We start from the raw sequence: 22,991 nt of genomic DNA on the forward strand, positions 1-22,991 counted from the left end.
GTGTTCGCGGCGCGGTTGGCGGAGTGTGGGGCGGCGCTGGCGCCGTATGTGCCGTGGTCGTTGAGTGAGGTTCTGGCGGGTGCCGAGGGTGCGCCTGGTCTGGACGCGGCTGATGTGGTGCAGCCGGTGTTGTGGGCGGTGATGGTGTCGCTGGCGGCGGTGTGGGAGGCCGCCGGGGTGACGCCGGATGCGGTGGTGGGTCATTCGCAGGGTGAGATCGCGGCGGCGACGGTGGCGGGGATGCTGTCCCTGGAGGACGGCGCGCGGGTGGTGGCGGTGCGGGCTCGGGCGCTGACGAGTTTGTCGGTGCAGGGTTCGATGGTGTCGGTGGTGATGCCGTCGCGGGCGGTGCGGGAGATCGTCGAGGGTTGGGGCGAGCGCCTGTCGGTGGCGGCGGTGAATGGCCCGGCTGCGGTGGTGGTGTCGGGTGAGCCGGAGGCGTTGTCGGAGTTCGAGCGTGAGTTGGCGTCGCGCAAGGTGCTGCGGTGGCGGATTCCGGCGACGGACTTCGTGGCGCATTCGCCGGCGGTGGAGCCGTTGGAGGCGGTGCTGGCGGCGGAGCTGGCCGGGATCGTGCCGCGGGCGGGTCGTGTCCCGATGATCTCGACGGTGACGGGCGAGTGGTTGTCCGGTACGGAGGTGGACGCCGCCTACTGGTTCGCGAACCTGCGGCGGATGGTCCGCTTCGAGGAGGCCGTCCGCACGCTGCTGGGCGGCGGTTACGGCTCGTTCGTGGAGGTGTCGACCCATCCGGTGCTGACGGCGGCGGTGGCGGAGACGGCCGAGGACGCCGGTGTCGCCGACGTCCTGACGGTGGGCACGCTGGAGCGCGACAACGCGGGCGCCACCCGCCTCCTCACCTCACTCGCCCAGGCCTACGTCGGCGGCCTGTCGGTGGACTGGAAGACTGTGCTGCCCGCCGCCGAGGCGCTGGAGCTGCCGACCTACGCCTTCCAGCACCAGCACTACTGGCTCCAGGCCGCTGCGACGGCGTCCCCCGTCGGTGGCGACGGTGCGAGCACGGCGGCGGAAGCGCAGTTCTGGGCCGCCGTCGAGGGCGGCGACCTGGCCCGGCTCGCGGACACCCTGGCGATCGAGGACCAGCAGCAGCTCAGCACCGTGCTGCCCGCCCTGGCGACCTGGCGCCGCCGGGAGCAGGACCGCTCGGTCACGGAGAACTGGCGCTACCGCGTCACCTGGGCGCCGGTCGCCGACCCCGCTCCCGCCCGGCTGTCCGGCCGGTGGCTGGTGGTGCTCCCCGCCGGGGAGACCGACGGCGATGTGGCCCAGGGCTGCGTGGCCGCGCTGTCCTCCCGCGGCGCCGAGCCCGTCGTCCTGGAGGTCACGGCCGAGGCCGACCGGAAGCAACTGGCCGAGCGGATCCGCGCGGTGCGGCCGGAGTCCGGCTTCGCCGGGGTGCTGTCGCTGCTGGGCCTGGACGAGACGCCGGTGCCGGAGCACCCGGTGGTGCCCCGGGGCCTCGCCGCGACGCTGAGCCTGGTGCAGGCGCTGGGCTCCGCCGAGGTGGACGCGCCGCTCTGGGTGGTCACGTCCGGTGCGGTGGCCGGTGGGCCGGGCACCGGACCGGCGAGCCCGGTGCAGACGCAGGTGTGGGGTCTGGGGCGGGTCGTCGCCCTGGAACACCCGGACCGCTGGGGCGGGTCGATCGACCTCCCCGGGACGGTCGACGAGCAGGCGGCGGGACGGCTGGCCGCGGTGCTGGCCGGCTGCGGCGAGGACCAGGTCGCGATCCGTCCGGCCGGGATCCTGGCCCGGCGGCTGACCCGCGCCCCGCACCCCCGCCCGGCGGAGCGGCCGTGGACGCCGACCGGGACCGTCCTGGTCACCGGAGGCACGGGCGCGATCGGCGGGCACGTGGCCCGCTGGCTGGCCGGTCGGGGCGCGCAGCGGCTCGTGCTGACCAGCAGGTCCGGCGCCGGCGCCGCCGGGGTCGCCGCACAGGCGGCCGAACTGGCCGCCCGGGGCAGCCGGGTGGACGTCGTCGCGTGCGACGTGAGCGACCGGTCCGGGCTGGCCGGGCTGCTCGACCGGGTCGCCGCGACCGGCCCCGCGCTGTCCGCGGTGATGCACACCGCGGGCCTCGGACAGGCCACCACGGTCGAGGACACCGACCTGGCCGAGACGGCCGCCGTACTGGCCGCCAAGGCCGGGGGAGCCGTGCACCTGGACGAGCTGACCAGGGGGCTGGACCTGGACGCGTTCGTGCTCTTCTCGTCGATCTCGGCGACCTGGGGCAGCAGCGTCCAGCCCGCCTACGCCGCGGCCAACACCTTCCTGGACGGCCTGGCCGAGCACCGCCGGGCGCAGGGTCTGCCCGCCACCTCGGTGGCCTGGGGGCCGTGGGGCGGCGGCGGGATGACCGACGCCGACACCGGCGCCTGGATGGCCCGGGGCGGCCTGATGGTCATGGACCAGGACCACGCCGTCCAGGCGCTGGCCCAGATCCTGGACGGCCGCGAGGGCTCCGTCACGATCGCCGACGTGGACTGGGCGCGGTTCGCCCCGCCGTTCACGCTGCGCCGGCGCAGCCCGCTGATCGAGGGGCTGCCCGAGGTCGTCGCGGCGCTGGCCGGGGCGGGGGCCGGTGCGGCCGCCGACCCGGACGCGGGCGCGTCCCTGCGGGAGCAACTGGCGGGCCTGACCCGGGCCGAGCAGAACCGGACGCTGGTCAAGCTGGTCCAGGCGCAGGCGGCCGCGGTGCTCGACTACGCGTCCCCCGAGGCCGTCGAGGCCACCCGGGCCTTCAGCGACCTGGGCTTCGACTCGCTGACCTCGGTGGAGCTGCGCAACCGGCTCGGCGCCGCCACCGGCCTGCAGCTGCCGGCCACGCTGCTGTTCGACTGCCCCACCCCGGCGGTGCTGGCCGAGTACCTCTGGAACGAGGAGTTCCGGGACGGGTCCGGTCCGGTGTCCCTGGTGGAGGAGGTCGACCGGCTCGGGTCGGTGCTGACCGGGGCGGCGCCGGACGAGAAGACGCATCAATTGATCACCGATCGCCTGCAGGAGCTCCTTTCCCAGTGGATGGAGGTTGGTGCTCCCACGGAAACCCAGGCGGTCGCGGAGAAGATCGGGTCCGCGACGGACGACGAGATATTCGAGTTCATCCACAAGGAACTCGGCAGGTAAGTGGTTGTCCGTGTGCGCGGATGGCAGGCATGCGTTTCACAGACTGGAATGGTGAGATCCGATGGCGAACGAAGAGACTCTCCGCGACTACCTCAAATGGGTGACGACCGATCTCTACAACACGCGTCAGCGACTGCGTGAGGTGGAGGAACGCAGCCACGAACCGATAGCGATCGTCGGAATCGGCTGCCGGTACCCCGGTGGAATCCAGGCTCCGGAGGACTTCTGGAATCTGCTCTCCACCGGCCGGGACGGGGTCGCCGGAATTCCGACCGACCGCGGCTGGAACATCGAGGAGCTCTACGCGGAGGACCCGGACGGCATATCGCAGGTGCGCGAGGCCGGGTTCATCGCGGACGCCAGCGGATTCGACGCGGGGTTCTTCGGTGTCAGCCCGCGGGAAGCGGTGGCGATGGACCCGCAGCAGCGCGTGCTGCTGGAGGTCTGCTGGGAGGCGCTGGAGCGGGCGGGCATCGACCCGACCTCGCTGCGCGGCTCGCTGACCGGTGTGTTCGCCGGCGCCGCGCTGTCCGGCTACGGCTTCGGCACGGACGAGGACCTGGACGTCCACCTGATGACCGGGACGTCGACCAGCGTCATCTCCGGCCGGGTGTCGTACTCGCTGGGCCTGGAGGGCCCGGCGGTGACGGTGGACACCGCCTGCTCGTCGTCCCTGGTGGCGCTGCACCTGGCCGCCCAGGCGGTGCGCTCGGGCGAGTGCACGCTGGCCCTGGCCGGCGGCGTCACGGTGACCGCCATCCCGATCATGTTCACCCAGTTCTCCAAGCAGCTCGGGCTGGCCCACGACGGACGCTGCAAGGCGTTCTCGGCGGAGGCCGACGGCATGGGCATCGCCGAGGGCGCGGGCATGGTCGTCCTGGAGAAGCTGTCCGACGCCCGGCGCAACGGGCACCCGGTGCTCGCGGTGATCCGCGGCTCGGCGATCAACCAGGACGGCGCGTCCAACGGCCTGGCCGCGCCGAACGGCCCCTCGCAGCAGCGGGTGATCCGCGCGGCGCTGGCCAACTCCCGGCTGTCGGCCGCCGACGTGGACGTGGTCGAGGCGCACGGCACGGGCACCACGCTGGGCGACCCGATCGAGGCCCAGGCGGTGATCGCCACCTACGGCCAGGGCCGCCCGGAGGACCGTCCGGTCTTCCTCGGCTCGGTGAAGTCCAACATCGGGCACACCCAGGCCGCGGCCGGCGTCGCGGGCGTCATCAAGATGGTGCTGGCGCTGCAGAACCAGCGGATGCCGCAGACCCTGCACGCGCAGGAGCCGTCGCCGCACATCGACTGGTCGGCGGGTGACGTCAGGCTGCTGAACGAGGCCGAGTCCTGGCCCGCCGGCGAGCGGGTGCGCCGCGGTGGCGTCTCCTCGTTCGGCGTCAGCGGCACCAACGCGCACGTCATCATCGAGGAGGCCCCGGCCGAGGAGACCGAGCCGGCGGAGGCCGTCGACGCCGGCGCCCCGGCCGAACCCGGCGCCCCGGAGGGCGGGGCGCCGGTCGTCGCGGAGGTCGTGGCACCGCTGGTGTCGGGCGCCGAGGCGTGGCTGGTGTCGGGCCGCTCGGCGGACGGGCTGGTCGCCCAGGCGGACCGGCTGCGCGACTGGATCGCCGCGCGACCGGCCCTGGAGCCGGCCGCGGTGGCGCGGTCACTGGTGACCACGCGCGCGGCCTTCGAGCACCGGGCCGTGGTGCTGGGCACCGACCGGGCCGGACTCATGGGCGGCCTGGGCCAGTTGGCCGGCGGTCAGCAGACCGCCTCGGTCGTCGCGGGGGTGGCGCACGCGAGCGCGCGGGCGGTCTTCGTCTTCCCGGGCCAGGGCTCGCAGTGGCTCGGCATGGCCACCGAACTGGCGGCCGGCAGCCCGGTGTTCGCCGCGCGGCTGGCCGAGTGCGCGGCGGCGCTGGCGCCGTACGTGGACTGGTCGCTCGCCGACGTGCTGGCCGGCGCCGAGGGCGCGCCCGCGCTGGAGGCGGCCGATGTCGTGCAGCCCGTGCTGTGGGCGGTCATGGTCTCGCTGGCGGCGGTCTGGGAGGCCGCCGGCGTGACCCCCGAAGCGGTGGTGGGCCACTCGCAGGGCGAGATCGCCGCGGCCACCGTCGCGGGCATGCTGAGCCTGGAGGACGCGGCCAAGGTCGTCGCGTTGCGGTCCCGGGCGCTGCGGGCGATCACCGGCATCGGCGGGATGCTGTCGGTGACCGAGCCGGCCGCCCGGGTGGAGGAGCGGCTCGGACGCTGGGCGGGCCGGCTCTCGCTGGCCTGCGTCAACGGCCCCTCGGCGGTGGTGGTCTCCGGCGAGGCGGCCGCCCTGCGGGAGCTCCAGGAGGAGCTGAAGGCCGACGGCGTGCGCGAGCGGATGGTCGCGGTCGACTACGCCTCGCACTGCGCGCAGGTGGAGCGGCTGGAGGAGGAGATCACCTCCCTGCTGGCCGGGGTGACGCCGCGCGCCGGGCGGATCCCGATGATCTCGGCGGTCACCGGCGAGATGCTGACCGGCGAGGAGCTGGGCGCCGGGTACTGGTACGCGAGCCTGCGGGCCACCGTCCGGTTCGAGCGGGCCGTGCGGACCCTGGCCGGCCTCGGCCACCAGGTGTTCATCGAGGTCTCCCCGCACCCGGTGCTGATCGCGCCGATCACCGACACCCTGGAGGAGGCCGCCGTCGACGCCGGCCCGGCCGTCCAGGCCGGGCGGGTCTGCGGCACCCTGCGCCGGGACGACGGCGGGGCGCTGCGCCTGCTCACCTCGCTCGCCGAGGCCTTCGTGGCCGGGGTGCCCGTCGACTGGGCGCGGGTGCTGCCCGCCGCCGACCAGGTGGAACTGCCCACCTACGCCTTCCGCCACGAGCGGTACTGGCCGAAGGGCATGCTCGCGCTGCCCGGCGCGGCCAGGGCCGGGAGCGGCGACCCGGCCTCGCTGGGCCTGGGCGCCGTCACCCACCCGCTGCTGCGCGCCGTGGTCGAACTCGCCGGCGACGCCGAACTGGTGTGCACCGGACGGCTGTCGCTGCGCACGCACGCCTGGCTCGCCGACCACGCGGTCGGCGGCGTGGTGCTGCTGCCCGGCACCGGCTTCGTCGAGATGGTGGTGAGCGCCGGCCACCAGGTGGGCTGCTCGCTGCTGGAGGAGCTGACCCTCCAGTCGCCGCTGGTGCTGCCCGCGGACGGCGCCGGTGTCCAGGTCCAGGTGGTGGTGACCGCGGCCGACGCCGAGGGCCGGCGCCAGGTGGACGTGTTCTCCCGCCCCGACCGCCCCGAGGAGGAGCAGGTCTGGGTGAAGCACGCCGCCGCGGTGATCGCTCCCGCCCCGGCCGCCGCCGAACCGGAGGAGGACCTCACGGTCTGGCCGCCGCGCGGGGCCGAGGCGCTCGACATCAGCGACCTGTACACCGTGCACCTGGCCGACATCTACGGACCGGCGTTCCAGGGCCTGCAGGCCGTCTGGCGCCGCGGCGAGGACATCTTCGCCGAGGTGGCCCTGCCGGAGGAGGCCGGGGACCCGGCCTCGTACGGGCTGCACCCGGTCCTGCTGGACGCGGCGCTGCTCGCGGGCGTGGTGGCCGAGGCGGCCGAGGCACAGGAGTCCGGCGACGCCCAGCAGGGCCAGATCCGGATGCCGTTCGCCTGGACGGGCGTCGCGCTGCACGCCGCCGGGGCGCCGGTCCTGCGGGCCCGGCTGCGCCGGGACGCCCAGGGCAGCCTGACGCTGACCGCGGCCGACGCCACGGGCCGGCCGGTGGTGACGGTGGACTCGCTGATCACCCGCCCGGTCTCGCCGGAGCAGCTGCAGAGCGCCGACGACTGGATCCGCGACGCGCTGTTCACCGTGGAGTGGGCGCCGCTGCCGCAGGGCGCGGTGCAGGAGGGGCCGTGGGCGCTGGTCGGCGCCGACCGCTTCGCCGTGGCCGAGCAGCTGGCCGCCGCCGGGATCCCGGTGCACGGCTACCCCGGCATCGCCCAACTGGCCGCCGCCACCGCCGAGGGGGAGGTCTCGCCCCGCGTGGTGATCGCCTGCGTGAGCGGCGAGGGCGTCGACGGGACGGCCGTGGCCGCCCGTCAGGTCGCCGGCGAGGCACTGGAGCTGGCGCAGGACTGGCTGGCCGCGGCCGAGCTGGAGCCCGCGCAGCTGGTGGTCGTCACCCGTGGCGGCGTGGCCGTGCAGGCCGGCGACGCGGTGGCGGACCCGGCCGTGGGCGCGGTCTGGGGCCTGCTGCGCTCGGCCCAGCTGGAGAACCCCGGCCGGTTCGTCCTGGCCGACCTCCCCGCGGACGGCGGTGACGGCGAGGTGGCCGCGCTGCCGGCCGCGCTGGGCAGCGGAGAGCCCGAGGTGGCCGTCCGGGAGCGGAAGGGCTACGGCCGGCGCCTGACCCGCCCGAAGGGCGACCTGGTGGTCCCCGACCGGACGGCGGCGGAGCGGCCGGCCGACCAGGACCCGCGGACGGTGCTCGTCACCGGTGGCACCGGAACGCTCGGCGGTGTGGTCGCCAAGCACATGGTGGCCACCGGACGGGCCGGCGGGGCCGTGCTGCTCAGCCGCTCCGGCCCGGGCGCCGCCGGGGTGGCCGCGCTGGCCGCGGAGGTGGCCGAGCTGGGCGGGTGGGTCCGGGTGGTCGCGTGCGACGTGGCCGACCGGGACGCGCTGGCCGGGGTGCTGGACTCGCTGCCGGCCGACTGCCCGCTGGGCTCCGTGTTCCACGCCGCGGGCATCATCGACGACGGCATGGTCGACTCGCTGAGCGCCGAGCGCGTGTCGGCGGTCATGCGTCCCAAGGTGGACGCGGCCTGGCACCTGCACGAGCTGACCCAGGGCCTGGACCTCGACCACTTCGTGCTGTTCTCCTCGGTCGCGGCCGCGTTCGGTGGTGCGGGCCAGGCCAACTACGCGGCGGCCAACGCCTTCCTGGACGCGCTGGCGGGCGCCCGGCGGGCCGCCGGACTGGCGGGCACCGCGCTCGCCTGGGGCCCGTGGATGCCCGAGGCCGGTATCGGCCGCGGCCTGGACGAGGTGATGCTCCGCCGGATGACCGGTTCGGGCCTCGCCGCGCTGAACGAGCAGGAGGGTCTGGTCCTGCTGGACCTCGCCCTGGAGCGGGCCGAGTCCGTCCTGGTCCCGGCCCGGCTGGACAAGGCCGGCCTGCGGGCGCAGGCGGCCGCCACCGGCATCCCGCCGCTCTGGCAGGTGCTCGCGGACGACTTCATCCCGCGCCGGGCGGCCGTCACCTCGGCCGCCGGGGCGACCGGCGCCGGCGCCGCGGACGTGCTGCGCCAGCAGCTGGCCGGGCTGCCGGGCACCGAACGCGACCGGGTGCTGCTGGACCTGGTGCGCACCCACGCCGCGGCGGTGCTCGGACACGCCTCGGGCGACGCGATCGAGGCCGGCCGTCCGTTCACCGACCTGGGCTTCGACTCGCTGATCGCGGTCGAGTTCCGCAACCGGATGAACCCGGCGACCGGGCTGCGGCTGCCCGCCACCCTGGTCTTCGACTACCCCAACCCGGTCGCGCTCGCCGCGCTGCTGCGCGAACAACTCGCCGGCGACCTGTCCGACGTCGTGGACCTCGGCGGTCCCGCGGCGACGGCGGCGCTCGCCATGGACGAGCCGGTCGCGATCGTCGGCATGGCCTGCCGCTTCCCGGGCGGCGCGACCAGCCCGGAGGAGCTGTGGCAGATGCTGGCCACCGGCACGGACGGGCTGTCGACCTTCCCGACCGACCGCGGCTGGGACCTCGACTCCCTCTACAACCCGGACGTGGACAACGTCGGGACCTCGTACACGCAGGTCGGCGGGTTCGTCCAGGAGGCCAGCGGCTTCGACGCCGGCTTCTTCGGGATCAGCCCCCGCGAGGCGCTGGCGATGGACCCGCAGCAGCGGCTGCTGCTGGAGACCTCGTGGGAGGCGCTGGAGCGGTCCGGCATCGACCCCGCGACGCTGCGCGGCAGCCAGACCGGCGCGTTCGTCGGCGGTTACGGCTCCTCGTACCTGGCCGTCACGATGGCCGACGAGGAGGAGGTGGAGAGCCTCGGGGCGCACCTGATGACCGGGAACGCGGCCAGCGTGCTGTCCGGCCGGGTCTCCTACGTGCTGGGCCTGGAGGGCCCGGCGGTGACCATCGACACGGCCTGCTCGTCCTCGCTGGTGGCCCTGCACCTGGCGGCCCAGGCGCTGCGCCAGGGCGAGTGCACGCTGGCGCTGGCCGGCGGCGTCACGATCATGGCGAGCCCGGACGGCTTCCGCGCGTTCTCGCACGCCCGCGGTCTCGCGGAGGACGGGCGCTCCAAGGCGTTCTCGGACGCGGCCGACGGCATGGGCATGGCCGAGGGCGCGGGCATGCTCGTGGTCGAGCGGCTCTCCGACGCCCGGCGCAACGGGCACCCGGTGCTCGCGGTGCTGCGCGGCTCGGCGATCAACCAGGACGGCGCGTCCAACGGTCTGACCGCGCCGAACGGCCCCTCGCAGCAGCGGGTGATCCGCGCCGCGCTGGCCAACTCCCGGCTCTCCACGGCCGATGTGGACGTGGTGGAGGCGCACGGCACGGGCACCACGCTGGGCGACCCGATCGAGGCGCAGGCGCTGCTGGCCACCTACGGCCAGGAGCGCGGCGACCGCGGGTCGCTCTGGCTGGGCTCGGTGAAGTCGAACCTCGGACACACCCAGGCGGCCGCCGGTGTCGCCGGGGTGATGAAGATGGTGCTGGCGCTCCAGCACGAGCAGCTGCCGCGGACGCTCTACGCGGACGTGCCCTCCTCGCACGTGGACTGGGAGGCCGGTGACATCAGGCTGCTGAACGAGCCGGTGCCGTGGCCGACCGGGGAGCGGGTGCGCCGGGCCGGTGTGTCGGCCTTCGGCATCAGCGGCACCAATGTGCACGTCATCGTGGAGGAGGCCCCGGCCGAGGAGCCCGAAGCGGTGGAGACCGTGGACGGGCCGGCCGAGGACGTCCGGTCCGCCGCGGTGGTGGAGCTGGACGGGCCGGCCGCGTGGCTGGTCTCTGGCCGGACGGCCGAGGGGCTGACCGCCCAGGCGGGCCGGCTGCGGGAGTGGGTCGCGGCGCGGCCGGACCAGGTGCCGGCCGAGGTGGCCTGGTCGCTGGCGACGACGCGGTCGGTCTTCGAGCACCGGTCGGTGGTGGTCGGTACTGACCGCGCGGAGCTGGTCGCGGGCCTGCAGAGCCTGGCCGCCGGTGCGCCGTCGGGTGCGGTGGTGTCGGGTGTGGCCCGCCCGGGTGCGCGGGTGGTCTTCGCCTTCGCCGGTCAGGGTTCGCAGTGGGTCGGCATGGGGCGTGAACTCGCTTCGTGCAGACCGGTGTTCGCGGCGCGCCTCGCGGAGTGCGAGGCGGCGCTGGCGCCGTACGTCGAGTGGTCGCTGAGCGACGTCCTGGCGGGTGCCGAGGGTGCCCCCGCACTGGAGGCGGCGGATGTCGTCCAGCCCGCCCTGTGGGCGGTGATGGTGTCGCTGGCGGCGGTCTGGGAAGCCGCGGGCGTCACGCCGGACGCCGTGGTCGGTCACTCGCAGGGTGAGATCGCGGCGGCGACGGTGGCCGGGATGCTGTCGCTGGAGGACGGCGCCCGGGTGGTGGCGCTGCGTTCGCGGTCGTTGAAGGTGCTGGCCGGGCTCGGCGGGATGCTGTCGGTGAGCCGGAGTGCCGCGGTGGTCGAGGAGCGGATCGCGCGCTTCGGTGAGCGGCTGTCGCTGGCGGCGGTCAACGGGCCGTCGGCGGTGGTGGTTTCGGGTGAGCCCGAGGCCCTGGAGGAGTTGAAGGCGGAGTTCGAGGCGGAGGGCGTGCGCGCCCGGATGGTCGCGGTGGACTACGCCTCGCACTCGGCGCAGGTGGACCGCCTCGAAGCGGAGATCACCGAGGTCCTGGCCGGTATCGCGCCGCGCCGGGGCCGGATCCCGATGGTCTCGGCGATGACCGGCGAGACGCTCACCGGCGAGGAGCTGGACCCCGCCTACTGGTACGGCAGCCTGCGCGCCACGGTCCACTTCGACCGCGCGGTGCGCACCCTGGCCGGTCAGGGCTACCAGGTCTTCGTCGAGTCCACGCCGCACCCGGTGCTGCTCGGTGCGATGAACGACACCCTGGAGGAGGTCGCCCAGGCGGCCGGGCCGGGCGCCGTGACGGCCGCCGTCTGCGGCACGCTGCGCCGCGACGACGGCGGCGCCCAGCGCCTGCTGGTTTCGCTCGCCGAGGCCTTCGTCCAGGGCGCGACCGTCAACTGGCGCGAAGTGCTGACCGAGGCCGAGCGGGTCGAGCTGCCCACCTATGCCTTCCGCCACCAGCGGTACTGGCCGCAGGGCGCCCTGGCGCTGCCGGCGGCCGGACCGGTCCTCGGTGGGGACGGGGCGAGCACGGCGGCGGAGGCCCGGTTCTGGGCGGCCGTCGAGGGCGGGGACCTCACGCAGCTGGCCGACACGCTGGCCTTCGACGGCGGTCGTCCGTTCAACGAGGTGCTGCCGGCCCTGGCGTCCTGGCGGCGCCGGGAGCAGGACCGGTCGGTGACGGCCGGCTGGCGCTACCGGGTGAACTGGGCGGCGATCGCCGAGCCCGATGCCCGGGTGCTGTCCGGCACGTGGGTGCTGGCGGTGCCGGCCGGTGCGGGCGAGCAGGCGTGCGCTGCCGCGCTGGCGGCGCGTGGCGCGGAGGTGGTCGTGGTCGAGGTCCCGGCGGGTGCCGTGGACCGGGCCGAGGTGGCCGCGCTGCTGGCCGGCGCGGTCGAGCCGTCGGCGGTGGCGGGTGTGCTGTCGCTGCTGGCGCTGGACGAGGCGCCGGTCGCGGAGTTCCCGGTGGTGGCCGGTGGTCTGGCCGGGACGCTGGCGCTCGTCCAGGCGCTGGGCGACGCCGGGATCGGCGCGCCGCTCTGGCTGGCGACGCGCGGCGCCGTGGCGGCCGGTCCGGGGGAGGCCCTGGCCAGTCCGGTGCAGGCGCAGGTCTGGGGGCTGGGCCGGGTCGTCGGCCTGGAACACCCGGAGCGCTGGGGCGGGTTGGTCGACCTGCCCGAGGTGCTGGACGAGCGTGCGGGTGTGCGGCTGGTCGCGGTGCTGGCCGGCTGCGGCGAGGAGCAGATCGCGATCCGGACGGCCGGGATCCTCGGCCGCCGGCTGTCGCGGGTCCCGCAGCGCGGCTCCGAGCGGAGCTGGGCGCCGCGCGGCAGCGTACTGATCACCGGCGGCACCGGCGCCATCGCCGGGCACGTGTCGCGGTGGCTGGCCGGCCTCGGTGCCGGGCGGCTGGTGCTGACCGGTCGTTCCGGTCCGGCGGCCACCGGGGTCGCGGCGACGGTCGCGGACCTCGCCGCCCGGGGCATGGACGTCGACGTGGTGTCCTGCGACGTGGCCGACCGCTCGGCGCTGGCCGGGCTGGTCGACTGGATCGGCGGGACCGGACCGGCGCTGTCCTCGGTGTTCCACACGGCCGCCGTCCTGGACGACGGCGTGGTCGACCGGCTGTCGGTGGAGCGGCTGGAGACGGTGCTGGCCGCCAAGGCGGCGAGCGCGGTCCACCTGGACGAGCTCACCGCCGGCCTGGACCTGGACGCCTTCGTGCTGTTCTCCTCGGCCGCGTCCACGCTGGGCGGGCCCGGGCAGGGCAACTACGCGGCGGCGAACGCCTTCCTCGACGCCCTGGCGGAGAACCGCCGCAACCGCGGCCTGGCCGGTCTCGCGGTGGCCTGGGGCCTGTGGGGCGGCGGCGGACTCGCGGAGTCCAACGAGGCGATCCGGTCGCGGATGCGCCGGATCCCGATGCCGCCGATGGACCCGCAGCTGGCCGTCCGGGCGCTGGCCGAGTCGCTGGACGGCCCGGAGCCCGTCGTCACGGTGATGGACGTCGACTGGCGGCAGCTCGGCACCGCGCCGGGCACGGCCGACGTGCTGGACATGCCGCTGGTGCGTGACATGCCCGAGATCCGCCGGCTGGCCGCCGACCGGGCGGGCGCCGCGGACACCACCCGCAACGACGGCGAACTGGCCCATCGGCTCGCCGGGTTGGGCCGGGCCGAGCAGGACCGGGTGCTCACCGACATGGTCCGGGCACAGGCCGCTGCCGTGCTGGGCCACTCCTCGGCGGAGATGGTGCAGGCCAGGCAGGCGTTCAAGGACCTGGGCTTCGACTCGCTGACCGCGGTCGAGCTGCGCAACCAGCTGAACGCGGCGACCAGGCTGCGGCTGCCCGCCACGCTGGTGTTCGACTACCCCACCCCGGTCGCCATGGCGGAGTTCCTGCGCGGCGAGCTGGTCGGGGAGCAGACGGGCGGGACTCCCGCCCCGGTGGCCGCCGTGGTGGCCCCGGTGGTGGACGAGCCGCTGGCGATCGTCGGGATGGCCTGCCGCTTCCCCGGCGGTGCGGGCACTCCGGAGGAGTTCTGGCAACTGCTGGCCTCGGGCGGCGACGCGGTGGGCGGCTTCCCGACCGACCGCGGCTGGGACCTCGACGGCTTCTTCGACCCGGACGGCGGGACGGCGGGGACGTCGTCCACCCAGTCGGGCGCGTTCCTGCGGGACGCGGCCGAGTTCGACGCGGGCTTCTTCGGGATCTCGCCGCGCGAGGCGCTGGCGATGGACCCGCAGCAGCGACTGATGCTGGAGACCTCGTGGGAGGCGCTGGAGCGGGCGGGCATCGACCCGGCCTCGCTGCGGGGATCGTCGACCGGTGTGTTCGCCGGCGGCTTCGGGTCCGGCTACGCCATCGGCATGGCGTTGACGGGCCAGGACTCCTCGGGCGTCGAGGGCCACCTGATGACCGGAAACTCGACGAGCGTGCTGTCCGGCCGGGTCTCCTACGTGCTGGGCCTGGAGGGCCCGGCGGTGACCGTGGACACCGCGTGCTCGTCCTCGCTGGTGGCGCTGCACCTGGCGGCCCAGGCGGTGCGCTCGGGCGAGTGCTCGCTCGCGCTGGCCGGCGGTGTCACCGTGATGGCGACGCCGTTCTCCTTCGTCGAGTTCTCGCGCCAGCAGGGTCTGGCGACGGACGGCCGGTGCCGGGCGTTCTCCGAGGACGCCAACGGGACGGGCTGGGCCGAGGGCGCCGGCGTGCTGGTGGTGGAGCGGCTGTCGGACGCGCAGCGCAAGGGCCACAAGGTGCTCGCGGTGATCCGCGGTTCGGCGATCAACCAGGACGGCGCCTCCAACGGCCTGTCCGCGCCGAACGGTCCGTCGCAGCAGCGGGTGATCCGGGCGGCGCTGGCCAGTGGCCGGCTGACCGCCGCCGACGTCGACGTGGTCGAGGCGCACGGCACCGGTACGACGCTGGGCGACCCGATCGAGGCGCAGGCGCTGCTGGCCACCTACGGCCAGGAGCGGGCCGGCGGGCAGCCGCTGTGGCTGGGGTCGGTGAAGTCCAACATCGGGCACACCCAGGCGGCCGCCGGTGTGGCGGGCGTGATCAAGATGGTGCTGGCGCTGCAGAACGAGCGGCTGCCGCGGACGCTGCACGCCGAGGTGCCGTCCTCGCACGTGGACTGGACGGCCGGTGACGTCAGGCTGCTGACCGAGTCGGTGCCGTGGCCGTCCGACGGGCGTCCGCGCCGAGCGGGTGTGTCGGCCTTCGGGATCAGCGGGACCAACGCGCACGTCATCGTCGAGGAGGCGCCGGCTGCCGTCGAGGCTTCCGCGACGGTGTCGGCTCCGGTGGTGTCGGGTGCCGGTGCGTGGATCGTCTCGGGCCGGTCGGCCGAGGGGCTGACGGCCCAGGCGGGCCGCCTGCGCGAATGGATGTCGGTGCGCTCCGACCTGGCGCCGGTGGATGTCGCGTGGTCGCTGGCGGCGACCCGGTCGGCGTTCGAGCACCGGGCCGTGGTGCTCGGGGTCGGGCGCGACGAGCTGATGGCGGGGCTGGGGAGCCTGGCCACCGGGGCCTCTTCGGGGTCGGTGGTGTCGGGTGTGGCGCGGGCGGATGCCCGGGTGGGTCTGGTCTTCGCCGGTCAGGGCTCGCAGTGGGTCGGCATGGGCCGGGGCCTCTACGAGGGCAGCGCGGTCTTCGCCGAGGTCTTCGACCGGGTGTCCGGGCTGCTGGAGTTGGAGTTGGGCGTCTCGGTCCGGGACGTCGTGCTCGGCGCCGAGGGTGTGGACGAGGCGCTGGCGCAGCAGACGCTGTACGCGCAGGCCGGGCTGTTCGCCTTCGAGGTCGCTGTCGCGGCGGTGCTGGAGGCCGCGGGCGTGACGCCGGACGCGGTGGTGGGTCATTCGGTGGGCGAGGTCGCGGCCGCGTATGTGGCCGGGGTGCTGTCGCTGTCCGAGGCCTCGCGGCTGGTGGCGGCGCGGGCGCGGTTGATGCAGGCGCTGCCGGCGGGCGGGGCGATGGCTGCGGTCAACGTCTCGGAGGCCGAGGTGCTGGCCGAGCTGGTGCCCGGTGTGGTGATCGCGGCGGTCAACGGCCCGGAGTCCGTGGTGGTTTCGGGTGAGGTCGAGGCCGTCGATCAGGTGGTGGAGCTGTGGCGGGAGCGGGGTCGCCGGGTGCGGCGGCTGCGGGTCTCGCACGCCTTCCACTCCCCGGCGATGGACTCGGTGATCGACGAACTCACCGCCGTCTCGGCCGGGTTGGAGTACCACCGCCCGAACATGATGTGGGCGGGCGCGCTCACCGGTGAACTGGTCACCGAGCCCGAGGCGGGCTACTGGCCGGCGCAGACCCGCCAGGCGGTGCGCTTCGCCGACGCGGTCGCCGCGCTGGCCCGCGAGGGCGTCTCGGTGTTCATCGAGGTCGGCCCCGACGGATCGCTCTCCTCGCTGGGCCCCGACGCCGTGGCCGGTATCGGGAGCGAGGAGCCCGTCTTCGTCCCGCTCCAGCGGCGCGACGAGCAGGGGGTGACCGGCCTGCTGGGCGGTCTCGCCCAGGCCTTCGTCAACGGCGCCGGGGTGGAGTGGAGTTCGGTGCTGCCGACCGGTACGCCGGTCGAGCTGCCCACCTACGCGTTCCGGCACCAGCGGTTCTGGCCGGAGGGCATCCTGGCCCTGCCGGTCGCCGGTGGGGACGGTACGAGCACCGAGGCGGAGGCCCGGTTCTGGGCGGCCGTCGAGGGCGGGGACCTCACGCAGCTGGCCGACACGCTGGCCTTCGACGGCGGGCGTCCGTTCAACGAGGTGCTGCCGGCCCTGGCGTCCTGGCGGCGCCGGGAGCAGGACCGCTCGCTGACCGCCAACTGGCGTTACCGGACCGCCTGGTCGGCCGTCGCCGAGCCCGACTCCGGCGTGCTGTCGGGGACGTGGCTGGCGGTGGTGCCGGCCGGTGCGACCGAGCAGGCGTGCGCTGCCGCGCTCGCGGCGCGGGGCGCGGAGGTGGTCGTGGTCGAGGTCCCGGCGGGTGCCGTGGACCGGGCCGAGGTGGCCGGGCTGCTGGGCGCGGCGGTCGAGCCGTCGGCGGTGGCGGGTGTGCTGTCGCTGCTGGCGCTCGACGAGACGCCGGTGCCCGGCCACCCCGCGGTGACCGGCGGTCTGGCCGCCACCCTGGCGCTGGTCCAGGCCCTGGGCGACGCCCGGATCGGCGCGCCGCTCTGGCTGGCGACGCGCGGCGCCGTGGCGGCCGGTCCGGGTGAGGCGCTGGCCCACCCGGTGCAGGCGCAGGTCTGGGGGCTGGGCCGGGTCGTCGGCCTGGAACAGCCGGACCGCTGGGGCGGGTTGGTCGACCTGCCGGAGACCGTCGACGAGCGGGCGGGTGCGCGACTGGTCGCCGTGCTGGCCGGCTGCGGCGAGAACGAGATCGCGATCCGGACGGCCGGGATCCTCGGCCGCCGGCTCACCCGGGCCGCCCAGCTCCGCGGCAAGGACCGCTGGGCACCGCGCGGAAGCGTGCTGATCACCGGCGGCACCGGCGCCATCGCCGGGCACGTCGCCCGGTGGCTGGCCGGTCGCGACGCGCCCCGCCAGGTGCTGACCAGCCGTTCCGGCCCCGCCGCGAGGGGGGCGGCGGCGCTCGCCGCCGAGCTCGCGACGGCCGGCTCCGCGGTCGACGTCGTCGCCTGCGACGTGACCGACCGCTCGGCGCTGGCCGGGCTGGTGAGCTGGATCGGCGGGACCGGTCCGGCGCTGTCCTCGGTGCTGCACACCGCGGCGGTGCTGGACGACGGTGTCGTGGACCGGCTCTCGGTCGAGCGACTGGAGACGGTGCTGGCCGCGAAGGCGTTGAGCGCGGCCCACCTGGACGAGCTCACCGCGGACCTGGACCTGGACGCCTTCGTACTCTTCTCCTCGGTGTCCTCGACGATCGGCGCCGCCGGTCAGGGCAACTACGCGGCGGCGAACGCCTACCTGGACGCCCTGGCGGAGAACCGCCGGGGCCGGGGGCTGGCCGCGCTCACCGTCGCCTGGGGTGCCTGGGCCGGCGGTGGCATGGCGGAGTCCAGCAGCGTGGTGCAGGCCCGGGTCAAGCGCGGCCCGATGCCGGCGATGGACCCGCAGCTCGCCGCCCGCGCCCTGGGCGAGGCCCTGGAGGGCCCGGACGCCCTGGTGACGGTGATGGACGTGGACTGGGCGCTGCTGGCGTCCGGGCCGGGCGCGGCGGACCTGCCGAAGCGCCCGCTCGTCCGGGACCTGCCGGAGATCCGGCAGCTGGCCTCGGCCGGCGGGAGCGCGGCGGCCGTGGTCCACGCCGAGGGAGAGTTGGCCCACCGGCTGGCCGGGCTCGCCCGGGCCGAGCAGGAGCGGGTGCTCACCGAGGTGGTGCGGGCCGAGGTCGCGGTCGTGCTGGGGCACGCCTCGGTCGACGCGGTCGAGGACCGGCGCGCCTTCAAGGACCTGGGCTTCGACTCGCTGACCGCGGTCGAGCTGCGCAACCGCCTGGGCGTGGCGACCGGCATCCGGCTGCCCGCCACGCTGGTGTTCGACTACCCGACCCCGGTGGTCCTCGCCGAGTTCCTGCGCGGCGAGCTGACCGGGAGGGTGGCGGACTCCGCCGCTCCGGTGTCCACCGCCGTGGCGGTCGCGGCGGCGGACGAGCCGCTGGCGATCGTCGGGATGGCCTGCCGCTTCCCGGGGGGTGCGGGCAGCCCGGAGGAGTTCTGGCGGCTGCTCGCCTCGGGCGGCGACGCGGTGGGCGCCTTCCCGACCGACCGCGGCTGGGACCTGGAGGGCTTCTACGACCCGGAGCGCGGCAACGCGGGGACGTCCTACACCCGGTCGGGTGCCTTCCTGCGGGACGCGGCCGAGTTCGACGCGGGCTTCTTCGGGATCTCGCCGCGCGAGGCGCTGGCGATGGACCCGCAGCAGCGGCAGCTCCTGGAGACCTCGTGGGAGGCGCTGGAGCGGGCGGGCATCGATCCGGCCTCACTGCGGGGATCGTCGACCGGTGTGTTCGCCGGCGGCTTCGCCTCGGGCTACGGCTTCGGGGTGACGCTGGCGAGCCAGGGCGACTCCGGCTCCGAGGGCCACGTGATGACCGGGAACGCGACGAGTGTGCTGTCCGGCCGGGTCTCCTACGTGCTGGGTCTGGAGGGCCCGGCGGTGACGGTGGACACGGCGTGCTCCTCGTCGCTGGTGGCGCTGCACCTGGCCGCGCAGGCGGTGCGCTCGGGCGAGTGCTCGCTCGCGCTGGCCGGCGGTGTCACCGTGATGGCGACGCCGGGGACGTTCATCGACTTCTCGCGGCAGCAGGGTCTGGCGGCGGACGGCCGCTGCCGGGCCTTCTCCGAGGACGCCGACGGGACCGGCTGGGCCGAGGGCGCGGGCATGCTCGTGGTCGAGCGCCTGTCGGACGCGCGCCGCAACGGGCACAAGGTGCTCGCGGTGCTGCGCGGCTCCGCCGTCAACCAGGACGGCGCGTCCAACGGTCTGACGGCGCCCAACGGTCCGTCGCAGCAGCGGGTGATCCGGGCGGCGCTGGCCAGTGGCCGGCTGACCGCCGCCGACGTCGACGTGGTCGAGGCGCACGGGACGGGGACCACGCTGGGCGACCCGATCGAGGCGCAGGCGCTGCTGGCCACCTACGGCCAGGAGCGGCCGGAGGGGCGGCCGTTGCTGCTCGGCTCGGTGAAGTCCAACATCGGGCACACCCAGGCGGCCGCCGGTGTGGCGGGCGTGATCAAGATGATCCTCGCCCTCCAGCACGAGGAGCTGCCGCGGACGCTGCACGCCGAGGTGCCGTCCTCGCACGTGGACTGGTCGGCGGGTGAGGTCAGCCTGCTGACGGAGCCGGTGCCGTGGCCGTCGGACGGGCGTCCGCGTCGTGCGGGTGTGTCGGCCTTCGGGATGAGCGGTACCAACGCGCACGTCATCGTCGAGGAGGCACCGGCGGCCGTCGAGGCTACCGAGACGGTGTCAGAGCCGGTTCTCTCGGACGCCGGTGCGTGGCTGGTGTCGGGCCGGACGGCCGAGGGGCTGACGGCCCAGGCGGGTCGGCTGCGCGAGTGGATGGTGGCGCGGCCGTCGGTGGACCTGGCGGATGTCGCGTGGTCGCTGGCGGCGACGCGTTCGGCGTTCGAGCACCGGGCCGTGGTGCTCGGAGCCGAGCGCGGCGAGCTGATGGCGGGGCTGGGGAGCCTGGCCACCGGGGCCTCGTCGGCCTCGGTGGTGTCGGGTGTGGCGCGGCCGGGTGCCCGGGTGGGTCTGGTCTTCGCGGGTCAGGGTTCGCAGTGGGTCGGGATGGGCCGGGGGCTCTACGAGGGCAGCGCCGTGTTCGCCGAGGTCTTCGACCGGGTGTCCGGGCTGCTGGAGTTGGAGTTGGGTGTCTCGGTCCGGGACGTGGTCCTGGGCGCCGAGGGCGTCGACGAGGCGCTGGCGCAGCAGACGCTGTACGCCCAGACGGGCCTGTTCGCCTTCGAGGTCGCTGTCGCGGCGGTGCTGGAGGCCGCCGGTCTGACGCCGGACGCGGTGGTCGGTCATTCGGTGGGTGAGGTCGCGGCCGCGTATGTGGCCGGGGTGCTGTCGCTGCCGGACGCGGTGCGGCTGGTGGCGGCGCGGGCGCGGTTGATGCAGGCGCTGCCGGCGGGCGGGGCGATGGCGGCGGTCAACGTCCCGGAGGCCGAGGTGCTGGCGGAGCTGGTGCCCGGTGTGGTGATCGCGGCGGTCAACGGCCCGGAGTCCGTGGTGGTTTCGGGTGAGGTCGAGGCCGTCGATCAGGTGGTGGAGCTGTGGCGGGAGCGGGGTCGCCGGGTGCGGCGACTGCGGGTGTCGCACGCCTTCCACTCCCCGGCGATGGACCCGGTGATCGACGAACTCACCGCCGTCGCGACCGGGTTGGAGCACCACCGGCCGAACCTGATGTGGGCGGGCGCGCTCACCGGTGAACTGGTCGCCGAGCCCGAGGCGGGCTACTGGCCGGCGCAGACGCGGGGAGCGGTGCGCTTCGCCGATGCGGTGGCGACGCTGGCCCGCCAGGGTGTCTCGGTGTTCGTCGAGGTCGGTCCGGACGGGTCGCTCTCCTCGCTGGGCCCGGACGCGGTGGCAGGCGTCGACGGTGACGAGGCCGTGTTCGTCCCGCTCCAGCGGCGCGACGAGCAGGGGGTGACCGGCCTGCTGGGCGGTCTCGCCCAGGCCTTCGTCAACGGCGCTGCGGTGGAGTGGAGTTCGGTGCTGCCGGCCGGTACGCCGGTCGAGCTGCCCACCTACGCGTTCCGGCACCAGCGGTTCTGGCCGGAGGGCGTCCTCTCACTGCCGACGGCCGCGCCGGCGGTCGGCGGGGACGGTACGAGCACCGAGGCGGAGGCCCGGTTCTGGGCGGCCGTCGAGGACGGCGACCTGGCGAGCATCGCCGACACGCTGGCCATCGAGGACCAGCACCGGCTCGGCGAGGTGCTGCCGGCGCTGGCGTCCTGGCGGCGCCGGGAGCAGGACCGGTCGATGACCGCGAACTGGCGCTACCGCGGCGGCTGGGCGGCGATCGCCGAGCCCGACGCCCGGGTGCTGTCCGGCACCTGGCTGGTGGTCGTGCCGGCCGGAGCGGCCGAGCAGGCGTGCGCTGCCGCGCTCGCCGACCGTGGTGCCGAGGTCGTCACGGTCGAGGTCCCGGCGGGTGCCGTGGACCGGGCCGAGGTGGCCGGGCTGCTGGGCGCGGCGGTCGAGCCGTCGGCGGTGGCGGGCGTGCTGTCGCTGCTGGCGCTCGACGAGACGCCGGTGCCCGGCCACCCCGCGGTGACCGGCGGTCTGGCCGCCACCCTGGCGCTGGTCCAGGCCCTGGGCGACGCCCGGATCGGCGCGCCGCTCTGGCTGGCGACGCGCGGCGCCGTGGCGGCCGGTCCGGGTGAGGCGCTGGCCCACCCGGTGCAGGCGCAGGTCTGGGGGCTGGGCCGGGTCGTCGGCCTGGAACAGCCCGACCGCTGGGGCGGGTTGGTCGACCTGCCGGAGACCGTCGACGAGCGGGCGGGTGCGCGACTGGTCGCGGTGCTCGCCGGCTGCGGCGAGAACCAGGTCGCGATCCGGACGGCCGGGATCCTCGGCCGCCGGCTCACCCGGGCCGCCCAGCCCCGCGGCACCGCCCGGTGGACACCGCGCGGAAGCGTGCTGATCACCGGCGGCACCGGCGCCATCGCCGGGCACGTGTCGCGGTGGCTGGCCGGCCGCGAGGCGGAGCGGCTGGTGCTGACCGGTCGTTCCGGTCCGGCGGCCGCCGGGGTCGCGGCGACGGTCGCGGACCTCGCCGCCCGGGGCATGGACGTCGACGTGGTGTCCTGCGACGTGACCGACCGCTCGGCGCTGGCCGGGCTGGTGGAGTGGACGGGGAAGACCGGTCCGGCGCTGTCCTCGGTGCTGCACACGGCCGCCGTCCTGGACGACGGTGTCGTGGACCGGCTGTCGGTGGAGCGGCTGGAGACGGTGCTGGCCGCGAAGGCGGCGAGCGCGGTCCACCTGGACGAGCTCACGGCCGATCTCGACCTGGACGCCTTCGTGCTGTTCTCCTCGGCCGCGTCCACGCTGGGCGCCGCCGGGCAGGGCAACTACGCGGCGGCGAACGCCTTCCTGGACGCCCTGGCGGAGAACCGCCGCAGTCGCGGCCTGGCCGCGCTCACCGTCGCCTGGGGTGCCTGGGCCGGTGGCGGAATGGCCGGGTCCAGCAAGGTGGTCCGGGCGAGGGTCGAGCGGGCCCCGATGCCGGCGATGGACCCGCAGCTCGCGGTGCGCGCGCTGGGCGAGTCGCTGGACGGCCCGGACGCCGTGGTCACGGTGATGGACGTCAACTGGGCCGAGCTGGTGGCCTCGCCGGGCCCGGTGGACCCGCGGGAGATGCCGCTGGTGCGGGACCTGCCCGAGATCCGCCGGCTGGCCGCGGCGGGTGCGAGCGGCGGCGCGGTCCGCGAGGAGGGCGGACTGGCCCGGCAGCTGGCCGGGCTCGGCCGGGCCGAGCAGGAGCGGGTGCTCACCGAGGTGGTGCGGGCCGAGGTGGCCGTCGTGCTGGGGCACGCCTCGGCCGACGCGGTCGAGGACCGGCGCGCGTTCAAGGACCTCGGCTTCGACTCGCTGACCTCGGTCGAACTGCGCAACCGGCTGAACGGTGTGACGGGGCTCCGGCTGCCCGCCACGCTGGTGTTCGACTACCCCACCCCGAACGCCCTTGCCGCGTGGCTGCGAACCGAGGTTGTCTCGGACGAAGCGGTGTCGGTGCCGGTCCTCGCGGAGCTCGACCGGCTCGAAGCCGCCCTCCGCACCGGGTCGATGGCGGACCAGGTGCGGGAGGAGGCCACCGACCGGCTGCGCCGGCTGCTGGACGCCATCGGTGACCAGGCCGCCGACAAGAGCAAGGAACGGCGCGAAGCGGAACTCCGGGAAGCGACCGACGACGAGCTGTTCGCTCTCGTCGACGAACTGGAGTGACGCCTGCCAGGCCCTGACGGGCTCCGTTCGAACCCGGGCTGCCCCGCACACGCCGTGCGGGGCAGCCCGCCCCTGACTCTGCCGAAAAACACCATTGCTGGGA

At 75.5% G+C, this 22,991-nt stretch carries 2 protein-coding genes; both read left to right on the forward strand.

Going from position 1 to position 22,991, the window contains the following annotated elements; translation table 11 throughout:
* Complete coding sequence (locus ACZ34W_RS32980) at positions 1-3,147, forward strand: SDR family NAD(P)-dependent oxidoreductase (protein ID WP_465609400.1); 3,147 nt, start codon at positions 1-3, stop codon at positions 3,145-3,147.
* Positions 3,148-3,208: 61 nt separating this feature from the next.
* Positions 3,209-22,888, forward strand: a complete 19,680-nt coding sequence (locus ACZ34W_RS32985) for a type I polyketide synthase (RefSeq protein WP_465609402.1) — start codon at positions 3,209-3,211, stop codon at positions 22,886-22,888.
* Positions 22,889-22,991 lie beyond the last annotated feature (103 nt).

The sequence above is a fragment of the Kitasatospora sp. NPDC022856 genome, assembly GCF_055561235.1.